19 protein-coding genes are annotated in these 22,524 nt (G+C 64.5%); 1 reads left to right on the top strand and 18 read right to left on the bottom strand.

Annotated elements, in window-relative coordinates:
* Nucleotides 1–10: 10 nt before the first annotated feature.
* From MAB_RS18065 to MAB_RS18080, 4 genes are all read right to left on the bottom strand, one after another.
* Nucleotides 11–457 (bottom strand): hypothetical protein, encoded by a 447-nt coding sequence (locus MAB_RS18065; protein ID WP_005088483.1) that lies wholly within the window; start codon nt 455–457, stop codon nt 11–13.
* A complete protein-coding gene (locus MAB_RS18070; RefSeq protein WP_005116004.1) occupies nt 454–3,309 on the bottom strand; it encodes an MMPL/RND family transporter in 2,856 nt (951 codons plus the stop codon). The genes MAB_RS18065 and MAB_RS18070 overlap by 4 nt, the downstream gene beginning before the upstream one ends.
* The gene (locus tag MAB_RS18075) at nt 3,306–3,746 is read right to left on the bottom strand and encodes an MmpS family transport accessory protein (protein WP_005088478.1); all 441 of its coding nucleotides are present in this window, start codon (nt 3,744–3,746) and stop codon (nt 3,306–3,308) included. The genes MAB_RS18070 and MAB_RS18075 overlap by 4 nt, the downstream gene beginning before the upstream one ends.
* 78 nt (nt 3,747–3,824) lie before the next feature.
* A complete protein-coding gene (locus MAB_RS18080) occupies nt 3,825–5,018 on the bottom strand; it encodes an alpha/beta hydrolase family protein (RefSeq protein WP_005088477.1) in 1,194 nt (397 codons plus the stop codon).
* A gap of 87 nt (nt 5,019–5,105) precedes the next feature.
* Between MAB_RS18080 and MAB_RS18085 the strand changes: the two genes are divergently transcribed.
* Nucleotides 5,106–5,714 carry a TetR/AcrR family transcriptional regulator gene (locus MAB_RS18085; protein WP_005080919.1) on the top strand — a complete coding sequence of 203 codons (609 nt, stop codon included), beginning with the start codon at nt 5,106–5,108 and terminating at the stop codon, nt 5,712–5,714.
* Nucleotides 5,715–5,728: 14 nt separating this feature from the next.
* Here the strand turns inward: MAB_RS18085 and MAB_RS18090 are convergent, their stop codons facing one another.
* From MAB_RS18090 to MAB_RS18155, 14 genes are all read right to left on the bottom strand, one after another.
* On the bottom strand, nt 5,729–6,709 hold the full coding sequence (locus MAB_RS18090; protein WP_005080917.1) for a cyclase family protein: 981 nt from the start codon (nt 6,707–6,709) through the stop codon (nt 5,729–5,731).
* Complete coding sequence (locus MAB_RS18095) at nt 6,709–7,254, bottom strand: carboxymuconolactone decarboxylase family protein (RefSeq protein ID WP_005088475.1); 546 nt, start codon at nt 7,252–7,254, stop codon at nt 6,709–6,711. Before MAB_RS18095 ends, MAB_RS18090 begins: the two co-directional genes overlap by 1 nt.
* 138 nt (nt 7,255–7,392) lie before the next feature.
* Complete coding sequence (locus MAB_RS18100; RefSeq protein ID WP_005080912.1) at nt 7,393–8,115, bottom strand: thioesterase II family protein; 723 nt, start codon at nt 8,113–8,115, stop codon at nt 7,393–7,395.
* The gene (locus tag MAB_RS18105; RefSeq protein WP_005088470.1) at nt 8,112–9,182 is read right to left on the bottom strand and encodes an alpha/beta fold hydrolase; all 1,071 of its coding nucleotides are present in this window, start codon (nt 9,180–9,182) and stop codon (nt 8,112–8,114) included. The genes MAB_RS18100 and MAB_RS18105 overlap by 4 nt, the downstream gene beginning before the upstream one ends.
* A complete protein-coding gene (locus MAB_RS18110; RefSeq protein WP_005111898.1) occupies nt 9,182–9,883 on the bottom strand; it encodes a 4'-phosphopantetheinyl transferase family protein in 702 nt (233 codons plus the stop codon). Before MAB_RS18110 ends, MAB_RS18105 begins: the two co-directional genes overlap by 1 nt.
* Nucleotides 9,880–10,650, bottom strand: coding sequence for a 2-oxo acid dehydrogenase subunit E2 (locus tag MAB_RS18115; RefSeq protein ID WP_005115388.1), 771 nt, complete (start codon nt 10,648–10,650; stop codon nt 9,880–9,882). Before MAB_RS18115 ends, MAB_RS18110 begins: the two co-directional genes overlap by 4 nt.
* Nucleotides 10,647–10,868 carry an acyl carrier protein gene (locus tag MAB_RS18120; RefSeq protein ID WP_005080904.1) on the bottom strand — a complete coding sequence of 74 codons (222 nt, stop codon included), beginning with the start codon at nt 10,866–10,868 and terminating at the stop codon, nt 10,647–10,649. Before MAB_RS18120 ends, MAB_RS18115 begins: the two co-directional genes overlap by 4 nt.
* A complete protein-coding gene (locus MAB_RS18125; RefSeq protein WP_005088464.1) occupies nt 10,865–12,733 on the bottom strand; it encodes an HAD-IIIC family phosphatase in 1,869 nt (622 codons plus the stop codon). The genes MAB_RS18120 and MAB_RS18125 overlap by 4 nt, the downstream gene beginning before the upstream one ends.
* Nucleotides 12,730–13,755 carry a 3-oxoacyl-ACP synthase III family protein gene (locus MAB_RS18130; protein ID WP_005080899.1) on the bottom strand — a complete coding sequence of 342 codons (1,026 nt, stop codon included), beginning with the start codon at nt 13,753–13,755 and terminating at the stop codon, nt 12,730–12,732. The genes MAB_RS18125 and MAB_RS18130 overlap by 4 nt, the downstream gene beginning before the upstream one ends.
* 34 nt (nt 13,756–13,789) lie before the next feature.
* Nucleotides 13,790–16,768 carry a type I polyketide synthase gene (locus MAB_RS18135; RefSeq protein WP_005111900.1) on the bottom strand — a complete coding sequence of 993 codons (2,979 nt, stop codon included), beginning with the start codon at nt 16,766–16,768 and terminating at the stop codon, nt 13,790–13,792.
* 4 nt (nt 16,769–16,772) lie between these two features.
* A complete protein-coding gene (locus tag MAB_RS18140) occupies nt 16,773–17,021 on the bottom strand; it encodes an acyl carrier protein (protein ID WP_005080896.1) in 249 nt (82 codons plus the stop codon).
* A 53-nt stretch (nt 17,022–17,074) separates the two neighbouring features.
* Complete coding sequence (locus tag MAB_RS18145; protein WP_005111902.1) at nt 17,075–18,730, bottom strand: acyl-CoA dehydrogenase family protein; 1,656 nt, start codon at nt 18,728–18,730, stop codon at nt 17,075–17,077.
* The gene (locus MAB_RS18150) at nt 18,727–20,460 is read right to left on the bottom strand and encodes an acyl-CoA dehydrogenase family protein (protein ID WP_005111903.1); all 1,734 of its coding nucleotides are present in this window, start codon (nt 20,458–20,460) and stop codon (nt 18,727–18,729) included. Before MAB_RS18150 ends, MAB_RS18145 begins: the two co-directional genes overlap by 4 nt.
* Nucleotides 20,457–22,202: a fatty acyl-AMP ligase gene (locus tag MAB_RS18155; protein WP_005088458.1), complete on the bottom strand. Its 1,746-nt coding sequence runs from the start codon at nt 22,200–22,202 to the stop codon at nt 20,457–20,459. Before MAB_RS18155 ends, MAB_RS18150 begins: the two co-directional genes overlap by 4 nt.
* Nucleotides 22,203–22,524: the final 322 nt, after the last annotated feature.

The following is a 22,524-nucleotide window of genomic DNA, read 5'->3' on the forward strand; positions in this document are numbered from 1 at the left end:
CGCACGTGCCTCACGTCCGGGATTGGGCCGGGATCGCGGACTCGGATTGTTTGAGACGCCTCTTCAACTGCATGTTCTTGAGCAGCCGCAGGGTCAGGCTGGTGGACGTGATCATGGGAATTACCCCGAGAAACGTTCGTTCGGAAGGTGTGGCGCCGTGTAATTGTTCGAGGCTGCCCGCGACGTAGAAGCACCCGAGGGTGAAGATCGCCGCGGGGATCGAGTACACCAACAGCGAACCCCGGTCCGCGATCACCTGGCGTGCATGATCGAACTCCTCTTGCGACATCGGCCGCCGCTTGCGAAGCTTCGTCAGCACAGCCGCGCTGCTGCCGATGCGCTCACTGATCGGTGTGGTGTGCCGCCGCTGCAAACGCCTCACGTATACGAACACGCACACAACCAGCACTACCTCGACTACGGCTGCCAGCACCGTCAGGGTTGCGTATGAGATCACCGGTGCGCTCCTACATTCTGTCGCCGTAAGGGGCGAGCGAAAACCCTTGTCGGCCACCAGAACCAAGTTCCGAAAAGCCGCACCAACGACGGGACGATAAACGATCGCACGATCAAGGTGTCGAGCAGCAAGCCAATGCATATCGTCGAACCGACCTGGCCGATCGTGCGCAAGTCACTGGCGAGCATGGCCAACATGGTGAACGCGAAGACCAGACCGGCCGATGTCACCACTGCCCCGGTGCTGCCGAGCGCCCGGATCAGGCCGGTGTTGAGTCCGGCCCCGGTCTCTTCTTTCAATCGCGCGACCAAAAGCAGGTTGTAGTCCGACCCCACCGCGACCAGGATGATGAATGTCAGCGGTAACACCAGCCAATGCAGCGGCAAGCCGATGAGGTGCTGCCAGATAAGCACCGACAGACCGAACGCGCCACTGTAGGAAAAGGCGACCGTGCCGATGATCACAAAGGGCGCCATCAAGCTTCGGGTCAGGAACATCATGATCAAGAAGATCAAGACGAATGCGGCGATCGCCACAATAAGCAGATCGGATGCGCCGTACTCTTTGATGTCCTTGTCGTTCGAGCCTGCGCCACCGACATAGACCCTCGCACCCGCCAGTGAGGTCTCCTTCAACGCCAGGCCCACCGCCTCCGGGAACTGCTCGACGTGTTCGACACCCTCGGGACCCATCGCGTTGCCCTCATGCGTGATCATGAACCGCGCGGCCATACCGTCGGGCGACATCAGCAGCTGCATCCCGGTCTTGACGTCTTCGTTCTCGAAGCCCTGTCGGGGGATGTAGAAGAAGTCGTCACTGCGGGATTTGTCGAAGTCGAGACCCACATTGATCATGTCGTCGAATGTCTGCGTGGTCAGCGTTGACTGCAGGTCGGAAGTTCCGTACGTGTTGATGATGAGCGCCCTGATGCCCTCCATATCGTTGGCCATCACCTTCAGCTGCGAAACCATTTGCGGCAGCAGCTTGTCCACAATTTCAAGCTGGGCGACAGCGTCCTTGATGTCGGCCGCTAGTTTGTCGACGCTGTCAAGCATGTCGAACAGCGACCGGAAGGCCCAGCACGCGGGGATGTCAAAGCAGTGCGGTTCCCAATAGAAGTAGTTACGCAGCGGCCGCATGAAGTCGTCGAGATTCGAAACGTACTGATCCATCGCCTCGGTGACCTGCTGCATGTCCTCCATCGTGACGACCGTCGCGTGCATCGCATCGGTGAGTTTCTGGGTGAGGTCAATCATGTCCCGCAGCACCACAATGGTGTTCCCCATGATCTCGGCTTGCTGCGCGGTATTGCCGTTCTGCCGCTTGGTGAACGGGAGCTGCTGACCATTGCCACTGCCCTGCGTGGTGAAAAGATAAGGGAGCGTGGCATGTTCCAGTGGCCTGCCCAGCGGACGGGTGATGCTCTGTACCATCGACACGCCGGGAAGGCGCACGAGGCTCTTAGCCACCCGATCCAAGGAGATGAAGTCGGCAGAATTTCGCATATCGTGGTCGGACTCGACCATCAGCATCTCGGTGAAGAGCTTGCTCTTGGAAAAATGCCGGTCCGCCGCCGCGAAGCCCTGATTGGCCGGCGCGCCGGCTGGTTGATAGGCACGGTCGTCGTAACTGACCTGGTACGTGGGCACGAAGACCGCACCCACCATGACGATAATGCTGCTTGCCACAAAGATCGGCACCGGCCAGCGCACCACACTGGCTCCGATGCGACGATACAACTGCGCCTTCGCTTTTGCCTTCGGGTCGAATAGCCCGAACAAACTCCCGACGGTGAGCACGGCCGGCACCAGGGTAAGGGCCGCCGCGATGGTGAGCACCATGGCGATGGCCACCGCGGGCCCCATGGTGTGGAAATAATTCAGCCGGGCAAAGCTCAGGCAATAGCAGGCTCCCGCGATGGTCAAACCGGATCCGATAACGACCGGCGCCACACCGCGGTACGCCGTGTAATAGGCCTCCTCACGACTCTGGCCCGTGGACCGTGCCTCGTGGTATCGCCCCAAAAGGAAAATGCCGTAGTCGGTGCCCGCGCCCAGCGTCAGCGAGACCACTATGTTGACCGCGAACGACGATAGTTCGATGTACCCCAGGTGCCCGAGCGTCGCGATGACGCCCTTGGTGACAAGCATTTCGATCAGCACACCGGCCAGCGGCAACAACAGCGTCGAGAAGGAGCGATACACCAGCAACAGCATCACGATGATGAGGATGATGGTGATGATGGTGATGTTGTTCAGGCTCGAATTCGCGATGTCCAGGGTGTCACCGGCCAATGGCGCAGGTCCGCTCACGTACACCCGGAGACCCGCTGGTGGCGTCTGCTTGTCGACGATGGCGCGCACCGCCCGGACGGACTCGTTGGCCTGCATCTGGCCTATGTCACCGGCCAGGCGCAACAGCACATAGGTGGACTTGCCGTCGATGCTTTGCGCGCCAGCCGATGTGATCGATTTCCCCCACAGGTCCATCACATACTGAACGTGCTCGCTATCGTCCTTGAACCTCTGCATCAGCTCGTCGTAGTAGCGATGATCCTCGTCTCCGAGCACACGATCCTGCGATTCCAGCACAACCATCGTCAGGCTCGTCGACGTTGATTCCTGGAACTTTTCGCCGATATGCAACATGGCACGCTGCGACGGCGCGTAGTGGGGAATCATCGGCCCAGCGAGTTCCTCGGCAACCTTTTCAACCTGCGGCACAAAGGTATTGGTCGTCACAGCCAGGAACGCCCAGAAGACGATGATCGGCACCGCAAGGACGCGGACCATGCGCGGAACCAACGGACGCCTGACCGGTATCGGGCCCGTGGGCATCTCGTGGTTACTCATACCGACTTGACCCTGCACGTGACGTCAGCGTCGTGATGATCGTCGAACTTCTCATCTCGGACAACGTCATTGACCAAGATTCGGCAACCGACCTCACCGCCACGAACTTGCACCGAGATGCTCCCCGAGACGACGGTGAGCGTCGTCGTCTCTGTGTGCGACCAAGGCAGATCGGCGCCGTCAGCCTGGTGCGGGTGCCCGTAGACGTCCACGTAGGAAAGCATTGCCCCACTGCCGGTGCCGAAAACCTGGTAGGTGAGTCGCTTTTGCGTGAAGCTGTCTGGCGCCTGGGGTCCGTTGACGGTGAACACCGGCGGCGGGGAGGATGAGTCGTGCACCTTCCACATCGCGACCGCACCGACGCTGACCGCGACGATAGACACCAGCGGCATCCAGGCCCGCGCCAGGATAGGCCGTACGACAGAGCGGCGGCTCATCCGACCCTCGCCAAGGGATTCAGGAACGAAAATACCTTCATGGCAATATCTTTCGGCGAGATTCCAGATCACGCATGGTCAGGCACCGACGGCGTCGTCGAGCCAGTCGAACATGCGTTGATGAAACAGCAGCAAGGCCCCCTCATGGCAGTGTTCGCCGGCGCCCTCGGCCTCGGTGAACTTCAGATAGGTCTTGGGGCATTGCAGGGCGTCGTAGAGCATCGAAGGCTGACCATGAAAGAACTGATCGTTCTCCGCCTCACACACCAGCGTGGGGCACGAAATCTGATGTGCGACATCGGACAGGTCATACTTCTCAACCTCGTCGAGCAGCGACTGCGCGGAGTCGACCCCAAACACCCACAACGCATTTGAGAGCACCCATCGCTGCGAGCTCGGAGCCTCTGCCCGATGGGCAATCAAATTGCCCACCGCGGCGACTCGCTGAGCTGAATCCAGCTTGTGCTCGTCATCATGCGTCTTGGGCATGCCCGCCGACAGTTTGAACACGCTGTCATATGCAACACATGCCGCGAGCCTGGGCTCGAAAGCAGCGGCGCGGGGAGCCAGATATCCGCCCATACTCATCCCCAACAACGCGACTCGGTCGGGGTCGACTCCCGGCAGGCCGAGGGCGAAATCCAGCACCGGGGTGACCACGGCCTCCCAGTCATAACGGAACGTGACCTTGTCGGCACGCAGCGCGGCGCCCTGCCCAGGCCCTTCAAAAATCAGGCAGTTCCAGCCGTACCGACGCGCCGCCTCCCCCACCGCGAAGTACATCTCCTCGACGGTCGAATCGAATCCGCCGTGCGCGAGCAAGGTCGGCCCGCGATCGTCCCCGCTTGCGTTGAGGTAATAGCCCTCCAATTGGATTCCTTCATAGGGAATCTGGACCCGCTCCCACCGCGCCTGTATCTCCGGCGCACTGCGGAACGTCTCGACGGCGCGCGCCGAAGTGTCCAGCACACGGGGATCATTGCCCGGATCGTCGCGAAGAAAGAACTCGGCCGTTCGGTAGTAGTTGGACGCACGCAGATAGGCCGTGCTGGCGCTCACCGCGTGCCCGGCCGCCGCACATTTCGCCGCTATCGCCGCGATCCGGTCGGCCAACGCGCGCCACTCGATGTACCACGACTCCCAATCGCCCGGCGTGATCCGCTTCGCAGTAGTGACAACCTCGCCGATATCGGCCCCGCCGTAGGCCGTGTAGCCGACCGTCCGCAATGTCTCGAACGAGAACGACTCGTCGGTCTCGAAGATGAATCGCATGCCACCCTCCCTGTTATCGCAACGGGTAGTTGCCATAAGCTGAGAGTTGCACACCGGGATCACTAACGCAACTCATGGAGGCGATTAATGGCAAATCGGCAGACTGTGCAGGGAGTACGGACCGGTGGCCGCAGCGCACGAGTCCGGGAGGCGATCCTCGACGCCGCCTTCGGCGAGCTGATCGACCGCGGATACGCCGAACTGACGATGGAAGCCGTCGCCTCCCGCGCGGGCGTCAACAAGACCACCATCTACCGGCGCTGGCCTACGCTCGAGGATCTGCTCGTGGAGGCCCTCACCACGTGGTCGCTCGAAGCCATCCCCATTCCCGAAACCGGGAGCATCGAATCGGATCTGCTCTCGACCGGCCGTGAGCTCGCCGCCGTTCTCAACGACGGTGTCGGACGCCAGGTTGCCGCGCTCGTCCTCACGGCCGGTCTCAGGTCCGCACCGCTTCGTGAGGCAACCCGGCGGTACTTCGATCACCAGGTCTTACGCGCCGCTCCCGTCGTCAGACAGGCAATCGATCGCGGTGAACTCCCCGCCGACTGCGATGTCGACATGCTCCTCACCACGTTTCGCGCCCCGCTGTTCTACCGCACGATCACCACAGGCGATCCCATCGATGACGCGCTGATCATCCACGCCACACAGATCACGTTAACGGCGGCACGGGCGGGTCTACTGTCGGCCTGACCGGATCGCTTGCCTCACTTGATGGCCAACGCAGACACCGGACTACCCGACGCTCCGGTCAGCGGCAGCGGCGACGCCACGAACATGAACTCGTACACGCCATCGGTTTTGGTGTCCTCCGACAGCCCATCGAGATCGAACATCTCACCGAAGGCCAAGCCCGTGTGCACCAGGCTGACCACGTGCAGCGGCTGCCATACATCAATCTCGTTCGGCAGCACCTCAATTCCCCAGGTGTCAGTAGCGACAGCCGCGATATCGTGGTCGCGCAGCCACGGAGCAGTATGTAGCGACAATCCGGGCGCGGCACCACCGGCGTAATCACGCCAGTTACCGCGCCGGGCGGCCATGAAGCCAGTGCGGATAATCAGCGCGTCACCGGACCGGATCTCCAGCTTCTTCGCCGCCAGATAATCGTCCAGATCCGCTGTGGTGATGGGATAACCAGGATCGAGCGTCTCGACGCCCCAGTATTCAGCCAGGTCGACGAAAACCCCACGGGTGATGATCCTCCCTGTGTAGTTCTGCACACCATTGCTGCGACTGCCACCGGTACCTGCGTCTGCGACGCGATGTCCGTTGTACATCTTTCCGCGCCAGAAGAAGTGACACAGAGCATCCCATTGCGTGCCGGACTGAGTGGGCATGACGAGTACGTCGTCGTAGTAGCCGGCAGTGGGTTCGCCGGAGGTTTTCCGCAATTCGGTCAACGTCTGCGTCTCCACCTGTTGCTGCTCGCCAACGAGGTATCCCGGCCCCGAGGTGAGTTGGTAGAGCTGAGGGTTTGCTCTTCCCAGATAACCGTTTTGAGGTCCGTCGGCGTCGTAGGCCATGGTCAACGAGATGGTCTTTCCCACCTTCACCAGTGTCGCGGCTTCGCGGATCTTCTCCTGGGTGATCAGGTTGACCGTACCCAGCTGGTCCTGCGAACCCCATCTGCCCCAGTTGGAGCACCGCTGGATGTAGCTCTCCAGCACCGCTAGGTCATCTCCCATCACAGCCGTCCCGCCGTGATGTGCGCGTCGACGGTGGACCAGTCGACGGGCCCGTCATCCGGTTGCACTCCGAGCGATTTGAGGAATGAGGCGCACAGCACGTAGGTACTTGCCAACAGGGTGATTTCGGCAACTTCGTTGTCGGGAAAATGCTTCCGTAGCTCATCCCGGGCGCTTTCCTCGGCGCCGACATGGGCGACAAGCGAGTCGACGTACCCGACCAGCGCGGTGAGCGACTCGTCGCCGAACTCTCGATGCTCCGGGTCGGTCAGTCCCGCCAGCAGCTCTGGCGTGGTTCCGGTACGCAACGCCTCCGATTTATGTTGCACCAGTTGGTATTCACATCCAGCGACGGCACCGACGCGAACGATGACACGCTCACGCAGCTGTGCGGTGATCTTCGCGTGGCGGAAACTCAGCGCGTAGTGGAGATATGGGACCGTCTGTCCCTGCGTGTGCAGCATCATCCGTGTCAGGTTGATCGGAAACAGCTCGTACTCTGACTCCTTCTCCTCATCGAGCTGCGGATACGGAAAAGCCGTCACGACAACCTCTTTCCACGAGTGCCCGTCTAGTCACCGAATCGTCACCCCTCGATGCTTATTGCAACGATTCGTCGCTATGAGACACAGATTGGCACACCAGCCTCCGTTAACGCAACATTTAGGGGCGATTAATGCCTGTCAGGACACCGCCCGGACATTTTGTTCGCCCGCCGCGACCGCCGCCAACGCGAAGACCCGGAGCCGCAGCGCCAGTGGATCGGCCTCGAAAAAGTGCCCGCCCGCGTGGTATTCGATGCTCACCCGCTCGCCTAGGTCCACCCAGCCCGCGGTCTGTTCGGGCGTAACGAGGCGATCGCCCTCGGCACCGATCACATGCACCGGGATGTTCAGCACGTCATCGACGTGGTCGTGCTCGTAGACACCGCACATCCGCAGATCGTCGCGAATGACCGGCAGCATCGGCGCGAGCCATTCGGGACGTTTGACCAGATCCGCAGGCACCCCACCGATCGCATTGAGCAGCTGCACCAACTCCCGGTCTTCCAAGCTGTCCACATCGATCGACGGCCGCATCCGGGGTGACCAGCTGGCAGCAACAATCAGTGCTGCCGGAGCCGGGTGAGCTGAATTCCGCACCAATCGCCGGGCCATCAGATAGGCAAGTAATCCGCCCATGCTGTGGCCGTAGAGCACGTACGGCTCACGAAGGTGCTCCGCGTACTCGGCGAGTAAATGATCGATCAACTCGCTCGTGGACCGGTGAATGCGGCGGCCCGTGACGGGACGGGTCGTCGGCAGCGCCACCGGAACCACATCCAGTGCCGGGCCTGCGGCGTTCTGCCAGGACCGAAAGGCGGTTGCGGCGCCACCGGCGTGATGGAAGCAGAGCAGACGAGTCATGCCAGAGTCCTTTCAGATCTGCGCAATTGCGTGGCCAACCGTGCGGCACCGGCCAACAAGGGACGACGCGAAGAGCTGAACTCTGCCAACGCCGCGAGCGTAAGCAGCCGCGTATCGAGGAGATGATGCGGGGATCCATGCACGTCGTCGTACGCAACGACACGCGCCGAGGGCACCGCCGTACGCAGGAGCAATGGGTCCGCGGTCGGCAGGATCTCGTCGCGCAGGCTCGCCACCGCCGTGACCGGCACATTGATGGCGGCGAGCTCGCTGTCTTCGAGTGCGAACGGAGCCAAGGCCTGCGGGAGTGCCTGCTCATCGACCCGGGTGGTGGCGACGAGCGCATCCTTGGTGGTCTGCGGCACCCGCGGCCACCATGTCGAGTCCCGGAAGAAGTGGCGGATGGGTGGTCCCACCGACAGCAGGCCTCCGATGCGGGTGTCGCGCGCTGCGGCCTTCAGTGCCACCGTGCCGCCGAAGCTCAGGGCCATGGCGAACGCCGACTGGAACGGCTGCCGAGCGGCCGCCGAATCCAACAGGGCACCAAACCTTTCCGGGGCATCCAAGCCATAGGCAGCATCGTGTTCACCCACGCCGGGTAGTTCGGTGAGAAGCACCGCCAACCCCAGTCGCCGGCCCAGACCGAATAACGAGAACCACTGCTCTTTGATGCTTACGATGCCTCCGCACACCACCAGTAGCCGTGGTGTGTCGGCTGAATCTGGAGCGGGACGGTACCAGGCAGCCGAGTCGCCGAGGTCAAGCCGCGTAATCCCCTGACCGGCGGCGATATCCGCGGCAATGGCAACGCAACGTGCATGTGCACGACGCCCCTCGGCCGTGCTCGGGAAGGGAAACCGGGCGAGGTTCAGCCGTGCCATGGCGCCGGCGTGGTCACCCCGCGCAAGCCGCACGTCTGCCGCCCGCGCCCATACGGTGGCCCATCCACGCGGGCCGTCGTCGAGGGAGTCGATACTCAGCAGAATTCGGTCGATCTCACTCGACGGGATGGCCTGCGCGCGGCCGTGCAGCCGTACCAGCTCGGCCCGTTCGCTCAGTTCATGCATCAATCCTCCTGCCTTCTCGCAATCGCCACTCGATACCCGCCCCCGCTCAGCGCATGGATCCGCCACGTCTGGTCGCGGTCATCGGTGACGGTGCCGCGTCGGATATCGGTGCGCAGCAAGGGGAATGCCGTGCCCAACCCGGTTCCCAAGGCCTTGGTGGTCGCCTCTTTCCACGTCCACAGTTCGAGCAGCAACCACTGCCGCTCGGAGGGTTGTGCCCGCTCGTACTCGCCCAATTCCTCGTCGTGACAGATCGCCCTTGCGAAGTCCCCGTCGTCGAGGTTGCGGTTCTGAGCCTCGACATCCACGCCTACCGGACCGCGTGTGCTCACCGCCATGACCGCCGAATCGCGGGTGTGCGAGAGATTCGCATCCACCACTCGGCTGCAACCCGAACCCCGGACCACGAAACTGGGCCGGCCCGATGTGCAGCGACGCAGTTCGATATCTTCCACCGGCAGGTCGGCCACCCGGGCTACCACGGACTTCGCGAAATGCCGCGTCGCGGCGAACCGGGCCCTGAAATCCTCCGATCGGGCGTCCCTCCACCGGGGATAGTCGCAATCGAGAAGACGGGTCAGGCAGCGGTGCGAGACAGGCTCCACCATCCAGTCCGCCACCTCGGCGCGGGCCACGAATACCCCTTCGGCCACTTGAGGTATCGACGATTCCGAGGTCGGTACGGTGAGCTGGCCGATCATGCGGTGACCCCGGCTCGGAGAATGTCGGACAGTGTGGTGAGCAGATCGGCTGCCGCCGCACCGTCCAGAGCGCGGTGATCGAACGTCAGACTCAGCGGTAGCACGGAACGCGCCTGCACCGCGTGATTCCCTTCTCTGTCGGGAACACAGACGGGCCGCGGCGCGATCGCCCCCATCCCGATGGTCACCGCGGTGCCGCCATCGGAGTGGAAGGCGTGCACATCGGCATGCCCCAGACTGCTGAGCGCCACGGTCCCCAATACCTCCGAACGCCTGGACAGCCGCGTCGCGAAGCCGAAGGCCCACGTGCCCAACAGCGGTGGCAATCGATCGAGTAGACGGGACCCGGCCAGCTCGTCGAGTTCGGCGGCCGGCGTGTCGCGGAGCCTGTCGACATGCGCCTGAATTCCCTCCACGTCCAGTGACGCCACATCGCGTATGACTGCCGAGGCCACATGCCGGACGCCGCCATCGGTCTTGTCGAGCGCAAGCTTTACGTCGACCGAGCCGTACTGGGCGATACGCGGCGCCAACCACGATCCGCCCACCGCGACGTTGGCCTCGGGGTGTTTGGTGAGCGCCTGACCGAGGGCGGCGACCATGTACGTGACGTAGGAGTATCGGCGCGGCGCGGCGGTACGCCGCTGCACCAATATGGAGACATCGACATCGGTCGACAAGTACACCGGGGCGGTCGGCCTGATCGCGCGCAGAAACGCCAGGGTGTGCCGTCGCCGCGGCGGCACCGGCACAACAGTCGTATTCACGCGGGAACCGCCAGGCGGATGGCATCGAGGCTGGTAGCCTCCAGCATCGCCGATATCGGCATGGCGCGCCCCGTCTGCTGCTCCAGGGCGGTGATGAGCTTGAGCAGGTACACGGAGTCCCAGCCGGATACCTCGTCCAAAGGCGTACTCAGATCGGCCACTTGGATGTCGAGGCCGGTCTGGTCGATTACCACGGCGTGGAATTCGTTCTCGTTCATGGCTTTTCCTCTTCGGGTCGAAGGACGGTCACGGTCAGATGCGGAAGGGGACCGGGCAGAGTAGCCAAGTCCCTGAGGTACGTGGTGTGCCCACCGACCTCCTGGGTCTCGTCGGCACCGGTCACCGCGAAGTCCGAACTCCGGAAGAAGTCGGCGGCCCGACCGTTCTTGGCGGTCCGGATGAACGTGCCCGAGGCCACGCGCGCACCCCGGCGGACACCCTCGGCCAGCACGGTGTGCAACGCCGCCGACTCGACGCCCCGGCCCAGCACTCGGCACGACATCGCGAAGTTCACGATGTCCAGCCGGCCGTCGTGAATCTCGGCGAACAGCGCACCCACCAAGCCGTGGTCACCGAACCGGTCGGCGCACCGGATGGTCTTGACGATCGCCTCCGGCCGCCCCAAGAAAGCCTGCACGGCAGCCGGATCCAGCCGCAGGGTGGTCAGGTTGTACTGATTCGTACGCAGCGTGAGCTGCGAGAGCCTGTCGACATCGGTTCCGTCCGCCGCAGCAATGGTGACCTCGGTCTGTAAACCGGCCAGATAGTCCTCGACGGCGTCCACGGTCTGCCGAAAACTGACGCGCTCTGCCTCGGCGCGATAGCGCTGCGGCCGCGCCCGATCATCCTCGGTCAACCGAAGGGTGGTGAAGAAGCCATCGCGTAGTAGGGCCGGAACGGTCCGTGCCGGGTCGTCGGGATCGGCCGCGACGGTGCGGACCTGCGGATGCGCGGCACGCACCGACCCCCGCTCCGAGGCGTTGTCGTCCACGAATACCAGCGAGTCCACGCCGATGTTGAGGGCCTGCGCAATGCCGGCGACGTTGCCCGGCTTGGGATCCCAGTTGGCGACGATTACCGCGAAATCATCGATACCGAGCCGCACCCCGGAATGCTCGGTCAACGCCTGCCTGACGAGCTCGTCGTCATTCTTAGAGGCGATGGCCAACAGCACCCCTTGGGAGGACAGTTGCCGTGCTGTGTCTTGGAAGTCGGCGAAAGCCTCTCCGGCGCGGCCATCTCCACTGATCACCCCCAGGGGGCCGGCGTCGGCGAGCACACCGCCCCATGTGGTGCCATCCAGGTCCAAGACCAGGCATTTGGACGTGCGTCCCAGTTGCGCAGCCACCAGAGCGGCGATCTCACGAGAATACGACAGCAATAGTGGATCGGTGAACCGTGAGCGCGCGTAGGCAGCCATCCGGGGGTCAGTGGCAGCGGCTGGAGCGAATGCCGCCAATTGATACATATCGACAGCGACAACGCCGGAAATCTCGGCACCGGCTTCCAACAGCCGCTGATTCGCGCGCGCCCACGCGGCCGCCAATCGGGTCCGGGCCGGCAAATCGAGCAACATCGACGAACGCTCGGGCGGTAGCAACAGCGTCGGAAGCACAATCGGGGTTGACGAATGCGACCGGAAGACCTGGATCGCCGCGAGGAGCTCATCGACAAACCCGTTCACGGCCTCTTCGGCGGACTCCGCCGTGAACGGAATCGCCACACGTTCAAACACCGAGGAGCCGTCCGGCAGCAGCACCACGATGGTGGCGTCGGCATTGCCCAATGGACTCTGTGGGTCCAGTAGTTCGGGGACAATCCGCCCGTAGTCGCCGAGCTCGACTGTCGCCGCCACCCCGCGAGCCGCCAAAGCCCCCTGTAGCGGTGCCCTGATGGGGCCTAGCGTCGATGTTCCGGCCACGACAACCCGTGCCGTTGGGGTTCCCGCCGGGACATCGTCAAGATCCAACCTGCGCAATGCCGCGCCCGCCCGTGCGACGGCGTCGTCGCCCGCCTCGACGAGCGACTCGGCCACATCGGCAAAGGCCACAGCACGCGAAACAGTGACGGCGTCGACGCTCATGCGACACCCTCAAGAACCATGCCACCTTCGATCCATTTGCTGGATTCGATGGCGACTACAGCCGCCCGCTCACCGGGCTGCACCTCTCGGCTGAGCGCATCGATCTGCAAGAAGGGCAACGCATTTCCGTTGTTACCGGTATCGGCCACCACCGAGATCTCACGGCTATTCGATGCTATCTCCATCTGCTTGACCACTCGCTGGGTCATCTTTCCGCTGAGCTGTGGCGGCAGTAGGTAGTCGAGGTCCTCTCGCTGCAATCCCGCCGTGGCGAGCAGATCGGTGAGCACGTCTTTGGAAAGCAGGGGGACCCAATGCTCGATCGCCTTGTAGTCCTCGTTCAATCCCGGTTGTTCGAGGTGCCGATCGGCCAATCCAAACCACTCGATCTGCTGCCCAGGGTCGCGGCCCAGGCCGCTGAACCGATTCACCAGAGCGGTAATCCCCAGCTGGGCATCGGTGTCGTCCAGCGCGAGCACCGCGGCGCCCGCGCCATCACCGAACAACACGAAGTTGACCAGTTCGGACGGCGGCATCGCCGAGCTGGATTCACGATCGAGCGGTAGATGCTTGTAGCAGGCGTCCGCGCCGATCACCAGGCCCAGCGGACGTTCCTCGGTGAGCAGGTGACTTCCCACGTCAAACGCTGCCACCGCACCCGAGCACCCGGACTGCAGCTGGAATGTGGGAATCCCCTCCAGGCCAAGGGCATCGGCAACGAGATTGGCCGAGGTCGGCATCAGGTGGTCGGGAGTCGCAGTGCCGAGCACCAAGAATCCGATCTCGGAAGGATCGATATCCGCACGGCTCAGCGCTTGACGAGCAGCGCTGGTGGCCATGTCTGCTAACGAATGCGTCTGCTCACCTGTTGCGAGATTGATTCCGAAATGCCTTGTGCGGGTGCCGACAAATGTGTCAATCCACTCCGGCTGCGCACCGATGCGCTCGCACAGCGACCGGTTGTCTATCGCGGGACCGGGAAGCGCGGTGCCTGTGCTGAGAACGTAGGTCGTGCGGCTCATGTCTCCTCTTATCTATGCGATGGCGATGCGGCGATCAGATTCCAGCGCCGGTGTGTTCGGGCTGCGCTACCCCTGCCGTACCGGCGACGAGCTTTGTGAGATCGGCGATGGTGGTCAGGTTGTCCTGGATCGCCACCGGGTCCAGCCGGGGCATGTCCAGTTCGTTGACGATGCGGTCGGCGAACTGCATCGCCTGCACCGAGTCGAAGCCCAGATCGTCGCGCAGGTCCGCGGCGGCATGCAGCGCATCCTCACGGTGTCCGCCGACATCGGCAAGCACCCGGATCACGGCTCGGTGCACCACGCCCACGTCCGGCTGCGACTCGTCGTCCGCCGGTGGCACGCTGGCGACTTCACGTACGGGAGCCGTTGCGGTGCGCACGCTTTGCGTGTGTACAAGCGGGCCAACGGTGGCAGCCGAGGCGAAGAACCGCTCCTCGTCGGCAAACACGTACCCGGGAAGGCGGCCGACCACTCGGTCATGCTCGGCGTACAGCGGACGCCAATCGATGTCCAACCCCCACTGCCAGAGCGCCGCGAGTGCGTCGGCGAAGTCCAGACCTGTTGCGGCGGCGCCGGGTACGGGCGCGATGCGCTGAGAGTCGGGTATCAGGTCGGCGGCCGCCAGTAGGCTCAGCAGAGTCGATCTGGGGCCGATCTCGATGATGTGCGATGGCTCCATATCAGCCAACGTCCTTGCCGCACCCAGAAAGTCGACAGTCCCAAGCAACTGCGCGCGCCAGTAGTCCCCGGTGAAATCGGCAGCCTCCGCCGCGGTACCGGTGACCGACGAGATGACGATCGGAGCGCCCGCCGACTCGGCGGGCAGCGGCGCCGCCGCGGCGAGTTCCCCGCCGACCGGCTCCATCGCCGGTGAATGAAAGGCATGCGAGACGACCAGCTCTCGGGTATGCACCCCGCGTCCGTTGAGCTGGTCGGCGACCTCCGCGATGCGCTCCACCGGTCCCGAGAAGGTGACACTGTCGGGGCCGTTTACTGCCGCCAGGGCGACCGGACCCGACACGAACTCGTCGGCCAGTTCCGCCGGCAGCCGCGCCGCAAGCATGGTGCCACCGGCTGGCAGAGCACCCATCAGAGCACCGCGCGTGACGACCAATGCCGCGGCAGCCGCGGGATCCAGCACACCGGCGGCCGCGCAGGCAGCGATCTCCCCCACGCTGTGCCCCAGCACCACATCGGGTCGCACACCGTGAGCGGCAAATGTCGTCGTCAGGGCGTACTGCAAGGCGAACAGCGCGGGCTGGGCCACGACGGTGTCGTCGAGCGACCTGCCGAGGTGATCCTCACCGGTCTCGATCGCCCGCACCACCGAACCACCGAAGTGCGGCTCGAGTAGGGCATCGGCTTCAGCCAGCGCCTCGGCAAATCCTGAATGCTGTTCGCGCAGAGCCAGACCCATCTCGCGATACTGCGAACCCTGCCCGGTGTAGACGAATGCGATGCGTGGACGCCGGCGCCGTGCGCGCTCGTTTCGCCGCGCCAGTCGATGCAGCGCCACCTCTGCTTCTCCGGCAAGGTCGGCTCCGTCTCGGGTCACCAACGCGATGCGCTGCGTTCCACCGGCTTTGACCTGATTTGTGGAATAGCAATAGCGCGGCCAATGTTCGGTAGGGTCGAAGCCCGCAACCAGTCGATCCAGATTTCGGCGCAGCGCGGCGGCATCGTTGCCCGACACCGTCAGTACCCCTATCCCCCCGCGCCGAATCGGCCGTCGCACCCGCGGCGCCGACCCGATGACCACATGAACGTTGGTCCCGCCGAGGCCAAAACTGCTGACACCCGCCAGCAGGTCTCCGCGCGGCAGTTTCTCGGCCGATACCGCGAGCTTGAGATTGCGCTCAGCCAGATCCAGCGCCGGATTCTCGTCATCGGCGAACAGGCTCGGCGGCACCGTGCGGTGGTGCATCGACAGGCATGCCTTGATGAATCCGGCGATCCCCGCGGCACCCTCGGTGTGCCCGATGTTGCCCTTCACCGATCCCACCACCAACGGCGCCCGGCCCACGCGATCTCCACACGTCGCCCCGAGAGCCTGCGTCTCTATCAGATCGCCCAGGGTGGTGCCGGTGCCGTGTGCCTCGACGAAATGCAGATCGGCACCGGTGTGACCGGCGCTGCGGAGGGCGGCAGCGATGACGCGCTCCTGCCCGCGGCGGGTAGGAGCGGTGATGCCGTTACTGCGACCATCCTGCCCGACAAAACTGCCGCGCACCGTCGCGTACGGCGCCGGGGCGTCATCGGGACGATCCTCGGACCGGCGCAGCACGACGGCGCCCACGCCCTCGCCCCGGCCGATACCGCCACCGGACTTCGCGAACGGCCGGCAACGTCCGTCGGGTGCCGACAAACCCGCCTGGGTGTAGAAGATCGACAGGATCGGCGTGAGCATCAGGTTCACTCCGGCCACAATCGCCAGATCGCATTCGCCTGCCCGCAGCGCACCGGCCGCGAGATGCACCGCCGTGAGGGACGACGAGCACGCCGTGTCCACCGACATGCTCGGGCCCGTCAGGTCCAGCGCGTACGAAACCCGGTTGGCCAGCATGCAGTAGCCATTACCGACACCGCGCTGCGGTGTCATCCCGGCATAGTCGGTCAGATGCAGCGCGCCCCAATCGCTGGACATCACACCGACAAACACACCGGTGGTCGAGCCGCGCAGCGACTGGGGGTCTATTCCGGCGTCCTCGAGTGCGTGGTAGCCGGCCTGTAACACCAGCCGCTGCTGTATGTCGGTGGCCGCCGCTTCACTGGGAGCTATGCCGAAAAATCCATGATCAAAGCGCTCAGGATCATCGATGAACGCCCCGTGGCGCGTATTCACCTTCCCCGTGCCGTAGGGCGGCGCGGGTGAAACGAAATCGTCTGCCCACCAACGGTCTTCAGGAACCACACGCGTTCCGTTGCGGCCGCGCAGCAGCATGTCCCAGAAGGCCTCCACCCCGTCGGCGCCGGGAAATCGGCATGCGATGCCTGTGACGTCGATTTCCATGGCCCTAAGCCTTTGCGCGCAGCAGGGAGTCCAAATGCCCGGACATGGCGTCAACGGTCGGATAGTCCCAGGCGAGAGTCGGCTCGACCGTCAGGCCGAACTCGTCCTCGATCTCACCGCAGAGCGTCAGGGCATATACCGAATCCAGTCCGTAGTCGGCAAGGCTGCGGTCGCGATCCACCTGGTCGGCGGTGATCGACAAGTAGCCTGCGATCTTTCCGGCCAGCCAGTCGTCGAGAGCGGGTGCGGTCATCGTTTCCTCTTTCGGTTCGGTTTGGGTGTGGTTTCGGTTCAGGCGAATTCAGCTCAAAGGGCAGGAATCGAGCGGGGCAACTCATGCCCGTCGAGCAACAACGAGCGCGAGCCGGCAACGTGTCTGTCGATCCGCTGCACCACCACGTCGACGTCTGCGGGATCGACCACCGCGCGACCACGCCGGTGCGCCGCGACGGCCGCGATGGCGATCCGCACCCAGGCGTCGGCGAACTCTGTCCGGTCGGATTCCCGTACCGCCAGTGCCGCGGCCACGACAAACCGCTTCGTGAACTGCTCGGCCAGGTCGAATGCCGCCGGCGGCGCGGTCACACCGAGCGCGGACGCGGGTATCCTCTCTGCCGCACCGCGCAGCCGTTCCAGGGTCCGTGCCTGTTCCTCGATCAGGTCACCCGCACCGGGGGCGGTTAGTGGTGTGGCCGCAGGAGTCCATGACACGATGGGATCCGGTGCGCCACTGCGCAAAACGAGCTCGGAGAAGTCCAACCGGGGCAGCTGTGCGCCGGGGGCTGGAAGAGCGGCGGCGGTGCCCGGCTGCAGCAGATGGCGGACCTGCGGGAGCAGCGCGAGCAAGCAGGAGGTGCTGCCGGCGTGACCGATGCCCACCGGCGCCAAGTCTCGGTAGTGCTTTCCGAAAAGTGCAAACGGCCCCGTCCGCAGATAGAACCGGGCGCCCAGTACCACCGCGAGGTGTTCCATCGCGTACTCAAGCAGCAGTGGCGCGGCGTATTTGACGGAAGCCGCCTGCGCGCCGGCGTGTTGCGGCGAGGTGTGCAGACCCACCGCCGCCGTCGTTACGGCAGCCTCGACCGCCAGCAGTAGTGACTGTGCGATCGCGAGATTGGTTCGAGCATGCGGAATCTGGTCGACACGACGGCCGTACACGACACGTTGCCGCGCGAACGAGGCTGCCAGATGCAGCGCCACGTCTACCGGGCCCAGACCCGCGCCTGCCATTACCACCCGGCTGATCTGGAACGATTTCAGCGCGATCTCGATGCCGTGCCCCTCGGCGCCGATGCGGTCTTCGACACCCACCTGATGGTCGTGGAAGTCCAGGCCGCCCAATTGCGCCGTTCGCAGGGCCGTGGTGCGAAACCGATCGAGCCGCCTGACGTTATCGAGGTCCGCCAGGAACAGCGAATGACTCCTGCCCGGGCGGTCCGAGGTACGGGCGAATACCACGGCCGCACTAGCACGACTCGCGTTGTTGATGACCTCCTTGCGCCCGGATAACCGATAGCCACCGGCCGTCGCGACCGCACGAACTTCGTTGGCTGCCATGTCGTTTCCATGGTCGAGTTCGTGATAAGCCACGGAGAGAGGTGCACCGGTCAATACCTGATCCGCGACCCGGCGCCGCTGCCGGTCGTCTCCGCTGTGCCACACGTTGAGCGCAGCCATCAGGGTGGTGACACCGAATCCGAGGCCCAGCCCCATGTCGCGCCCGAACACCGGGGCCAGCACGCGCACCAGCGACGGGATGTCGACAAGGTCACCGCCCAGCTCGATGGGAACGAACATGCGCTGTAATCCCAGATCCGCGAGCAGCTGATAGGTCGCTAAGGCACGCTCGGCACGCTCATCCGCCGCCAGAATCGCAGTGGCACCGTGCGGGTTGGCCGGGCAGAAGGGATCACCCAGGGCCACGTCCAGATCGGTTGCCGTAGTGGATATCGCCGTGGTCATACTCGATCTCCCGTCTCGTCATCGAGCACGTTCGCCAGCACGCTGAAACCCGCATCCGAGCGATTCAGCGATTCGAGTGCCGCAATGGCGGCATCGTGGTCGCCGTCGGGTCCGGACGGCGGAGCCGCGGGATCCGCACCGGCAAGTGCCCGCGGCAGCGCCAGACGCAACCACAGACCGTCCCGCCACAGCGGTGAATCGATGGTCCCCGCGTAGGCGAGATAGACATGCACCGCCGCGGCACCGGCGATCGCGGCGGCAAGACGCTCGGCAAGCGCGAAGCTCGCGTTCGGCGTCTCCGCGGGGTTACGAGGCGCATCGGCCGCCGCGCGCACGATATCCCGGGCGACGGCGGCGAGCGCCGACGCCGTGCGCCGGCAGCCGTCGGGCAAGTCGTGCCCATCGAGCTGGATGACCGCGTCCCCGAGCGTACGCAGCAGCGTCGATCCGGACCGGCTCATGAGTGACAGCCGGCTCAGGTCTGCGTCGGGCGCCGCGGCGACCAGTGCCGCGGAGTCGGCCGGCAGGTCGCCGCGGCCGATCACCGGGAACTGGGTGATGAGCGTGGTGAGGTTGACCACGGTGTTCCCGTCGAACAGGGAGACAATGCGATGGTCGCGTTCTATCCGGCTCAGCGCCGGGGCGGTCGGGTCGTCGGAATCGAGTACCGCCCGAGCCCCGACAAACGAGCGCAACGCGGCCAGCAGCGCCTCGGTGCGAGTCGGCACCCAGTACTTCGCCGCGGCGGCATGCAGCGATAACTCGGCGGGCAGCGTGTGGATCGAGCGGATCGCGGCGCACGTGGTCACCTCGTTGAGCAGGTGATCAGCGAGGGCGTCCGTGAGCACCCGCCGCGCCTGAGGTAGCTCGATTAATTTGCGCCCGTATAGTTCTCGGCTTTCCGCAAAAGAAACCGCCGTGTGCAGTCCACGCTCGGCGGCACCCACAGACAGGCTGCAGCACAGGGTGCGAGTCAGCTGCAGCGCCTTCATCACATTCTCCAGACCGCGCCCGGGCTCACTCAGGACATCGGTGTCGTCGACCGGTACCCCGTCAAATTCGATACCGGATATGTCCGCACCGCGGATGCCGTGAGTGAGCTCCTTGGGGAGGTGCCGATAGGTAGGTGCCGCTCCCCGTGCGGACAATGCCGCCTTGTCGACCAGTACGAGATCGAATCCGCGGGGTCCGCCGGCCACGGAAGTTCGGGCGATGGCCACTACCGCGCCGCCACGGGTGGCGTTGTTGATAAGCCACTTCGCCCCCGAGAGCGCCCCATTCTCTACGGCGACGTCTCCGGCGAGCAGGTCCGAGCCGTGCTCGCGCTCGGTGAGACCCCAGCTGACCGGCACTCCCGACCGAACCAGCTCGGAGAGGCGGGCGCGCTGCTCGCCTCTCGCGCCAATCCAGGCCGTCGCAGCGCCGAGAAAAGTCTTGGCGTGGGCGACCGCCAGCGTCACACTGCGGCGAGCCAGAACGCGAATGAGCTGAGATACCTCAAGATAATCGGCCAGACGGCCGCCGTCGGCCACCGGCACGTAGTGCTCGGCGACGCGAAGACGGTCAAGGATCGCGATGGCGTCGGCGGGAAACGTGTCGTCCCGGTCCTGTGCCGCCAGCACTGCGAAACCAGCCGGGTTGTCCGGGTCGCGGGCATCGCCCAGCGCGGCCTCGACCGTGTCGACAATGTCGAAGCGTCGCGGTGCCACGAGCGTGATCGATGTCGTCACCGGACGACGTCCCCGCCGGCGGAGGCCAGCCGCGGATCCGCGAACGCCGTGATCCGGCCCCCCTCATAGGAGGCTCGCATATGGGTTCTACGGATCTTGCCACTGGTGGTACGGGCTACCTCCCCCTTGGCCACCAGCACCAAATCGCTCAGCGGGGTGGCGAATTCGGCGAATATCGCGGTGCGTACCGCCGCGAGCACGTCGTCAAGGGAGGCATCACCAAGATTCTCCGGGCGGATCTCGTGAACCAGCACGAGCCGCTCAGGGGTGCCGACCGCGAATGCCGCGCCCACCCCGCGTGCCAGGGCCGGGGCGGCCGCACGCGCGGCCGCCTCGATGTCATGGGCGTAGAGATTGCGGCCGTTGACAATGATGACGTCCTTGGTGCGACCGGTGATGAAGAGGTTGCCATCGACCAGGGTGCCCAGGTCCCCGGTACGCAACCAGCCGCCCGTGCCGCCGATCGGTGTCGCGCCGAATATCTCGGCGGACAACTCCGGAAGGTTCCAATACCCAGCGGCCACACTCGTTCCGCGCAGCCAGATCTCGCCGATTTCGCCGTCGGGCAGAGGTGCACCGTCGGCTCCGACGACCGAAACTTCGATACCACCGATGCGGCCGCTGGCAACCAGCACTCGGGACCGTGGCGCGCCTTCGTTGGCGACCACCAACCGATTTTCGGCAAGCGCCTCACCGTCGACAACGGCGGTGGTGACCGGCGTGCCGTGCGGATCGCCGGTCACGAACAACGTGGCTTCGGCAAGCCCATACACCGGGGTAACCGCATGCTCCGCGAGTCCGAACGGAGCCAGCAGCGTGGTGAACCGCTCGATAGAAGCCCACTGCACGGGCTCCGATCCGTTGAGTAGCGACCGTACGCACGACAGATCGACACCCTCGAGCGCCTCGTGCGTGCAGCGCCGTGCCACCAGGTCGAAGGCGAAGTTCGGTGCCACTCCTACGGTCGCCCGGTACTTCGACATGGCCCGGATCCACTGGATGGGATGCTTGATAAACGTCACAGGTGACAGGAAACGCGAAGTGCCGCCGTAGAATAACGGCCAGAGCAGCATGCCGATCAGGCCCATGTCATGAAACTGCGGCAGCCAGCTGAGCATCGAGAACGACGGGTCATTCTCGATGCGGGCTCCGAGTTCCTGCTCGTTGTGGACGAGGTTCCCGTGGGTGACGATCACACCCTTCGGGGCATTGGTCGAACCCGACGTGTACTGCAGGAAGGCGGTATCGGAAGGCGCCGACCGCACCGGAACGAATTCGCGCCCCAGCTCGACGGGAATCGCATCGGTGGCGATGAGCGCGATCGGCGTGGGCAGCGCGTCGGCCCAGCCCGCGATAAGTGGCGCAACCGACGACTCCGTCAGCACAACGCGTGTGCCCGCGTCCGCGATGATGCCGGCAAGACGGTGCTGCGCCTTGTCACGACCATCGGGCAGTGGAGCGGGAACCGCAACCACTCCGGCAGCCAAGCAGCCAAGAAACGCCGCGACAAAGGGTAGCCCGGGCGGATACAGCAGCAGGGTACGGTCCCCGGGCTCCAGGTCTTCACGAAGACGTGCGGCCACGGCGGTGGCATGACTTACGAGTTCGGCGTAGGTCCACGCGCGCTCCGTCAGTTCGCCCGCACCTTCTTCCAGGTAGCCCAGGGCAATCTGATCCGGTTGTCGGGCAACCCATTCGGTGACGGTGCTGAAGTAGTCGGTGAAATCGTACGTCGTCTGCATGTTGCTTTCTGCCCTTCCGTTTCCTCTGACTTGGCCCGGCTCGCAATAATCGGCACCCGCTGCACAGCCGGACGCCCTTCAGCGACGCCTAAGTAGCGAATTTCCTTGGTAATAGCCTGATCTCAGCGGCCGGCCGTTGCGATGCGGCTAGTACCCGCACTCCGGCGATGCGACGCGGATGAGAGGCGGATACGCGCGGGTTGCTATCACGTACCGCCACTGCGGCTTGGTGTGCCATTCCAGAGCATCCTTTGACCGAGGCCAAACCCCACCGCGCCGTGGAAGTACTTACCCGATCGCCCAGAAGTTCGACCCAGTCGGC

Source organism: Mycobacteroides abscessus ATCC 19977 (assembly GCF_000069185.1).
GTDB classification, from domain to species: Bacteria; Actinomycetota; Actinomycetes; order Mycobacteriales; family Mycobacteriaceae; genus Mycobacterium; species Mycobacterium abscessus.

Bases quoted from the DNA above. Each gene is read 5' to 3' on its own strand.
- MAB_RS18070 (WP_005116004.1), bottom strand. From the start codon at position 3,309: ATGAGTAACCACGAGATGCCCACGGGCCCGATACCGGTCAGGCGTCCG.
- MAB_RS18075 (WP_005088478.1), bottom strand. From the start codon at position 3,746: ATGAGCCGCCGCTCTGTCGTACGGCCTATCCTGGCGCGGGCCTGGATG.
- MAB_RS18080 (WP_005088477.1), bottom strand. From the start codon at position 5,018: ATGCGATTCATCTTCGAGACCGACGAGTCGTTCTCGTTCGAGACATTG.
- MAB_RS18085 (WP_005080919.1), top strand. From the start codon at position 5,106: ATGGCAAATCGGCAGACTGTGCAGGGAGTACGGACCGGTGGCCGCAGC.
- MAB_RS18090 (WP_005080917.1), bottom strand. From the start codon at position 6,709: ATGGGAGATGACCTAGCGGTGCTGGAGAGCTACATCCAGCGGTGCTCC.
- MAB_RS18100 (WP_005080912.1), bottom strand. From the start codon at position 8,115: ATGACTCGTCTGCTCTGCTTCCATCACGCCGGTGGCGCCGCAACCGCC.
- MAB_RS18105 (WP_005088470.1), bottom strand. From the start codon at position 9,182: ATGCATGAACTGAGCGAACGGGCCGAGCTGGTACGGCTGCACGGCCGC.
- MAB_RS18110 (WP_005111898.1), bottom strand. From the start codon at position 9,883: ATGATCGGCCAGCTCACCGTACCGACCTCGGAATCGTCGATACCTCAA.
- MAB_RS18120 (WP_005080904.1), bottom strand. From the start codon at position 10,868: ATGAACGAGAACGAATTCCACGCCGTGGTAATCGACCAGACCGGCCTC.
- MAB_RS18125 (WP_005088464.1), bottom strand. From the start codon at position 12,733: ATGAGCGTCGACGCCGTCACTGTTTCGCGTGCTGTGGCCTTTGCCGAT.
- MAB_RS18130 (WP_005080899.1), bottom strand. From the start codon at position 13,755: ATGAGCCGCACGACCTACGTTCTCAGCACAGGCACCGCGCTTCCCGGT.
- MAB_RS18135 (WP_005111900.1), bottom strand. From the start codon at position 16,768: ATGGAAATCGACGTCACAGGCATCGCATGCCGATTTCCCGGCGCCGAC.
- MAB_RS18140 (WP_005080896.1), bottom strand. From the start codon at position 17,021: ATGACCGCACCCGCTCTCGACGACTGGCTGGCCGGAAAGATCGCAGGC.
- MAB_RS18145 (WP_005111902.1), bottom strand. From the start codon at position 18,730: ATGACCACGGCGATATCCACTACGGCAACCGATCTGGACGTGGCCCTG.
- MAB_RS18155 (WP_005088458.1), bottom strand. From the start codon at position 22,202: ATGCAGACGACGTACGATTTCACCGACTACTTCAGCACCGTCACCGAA.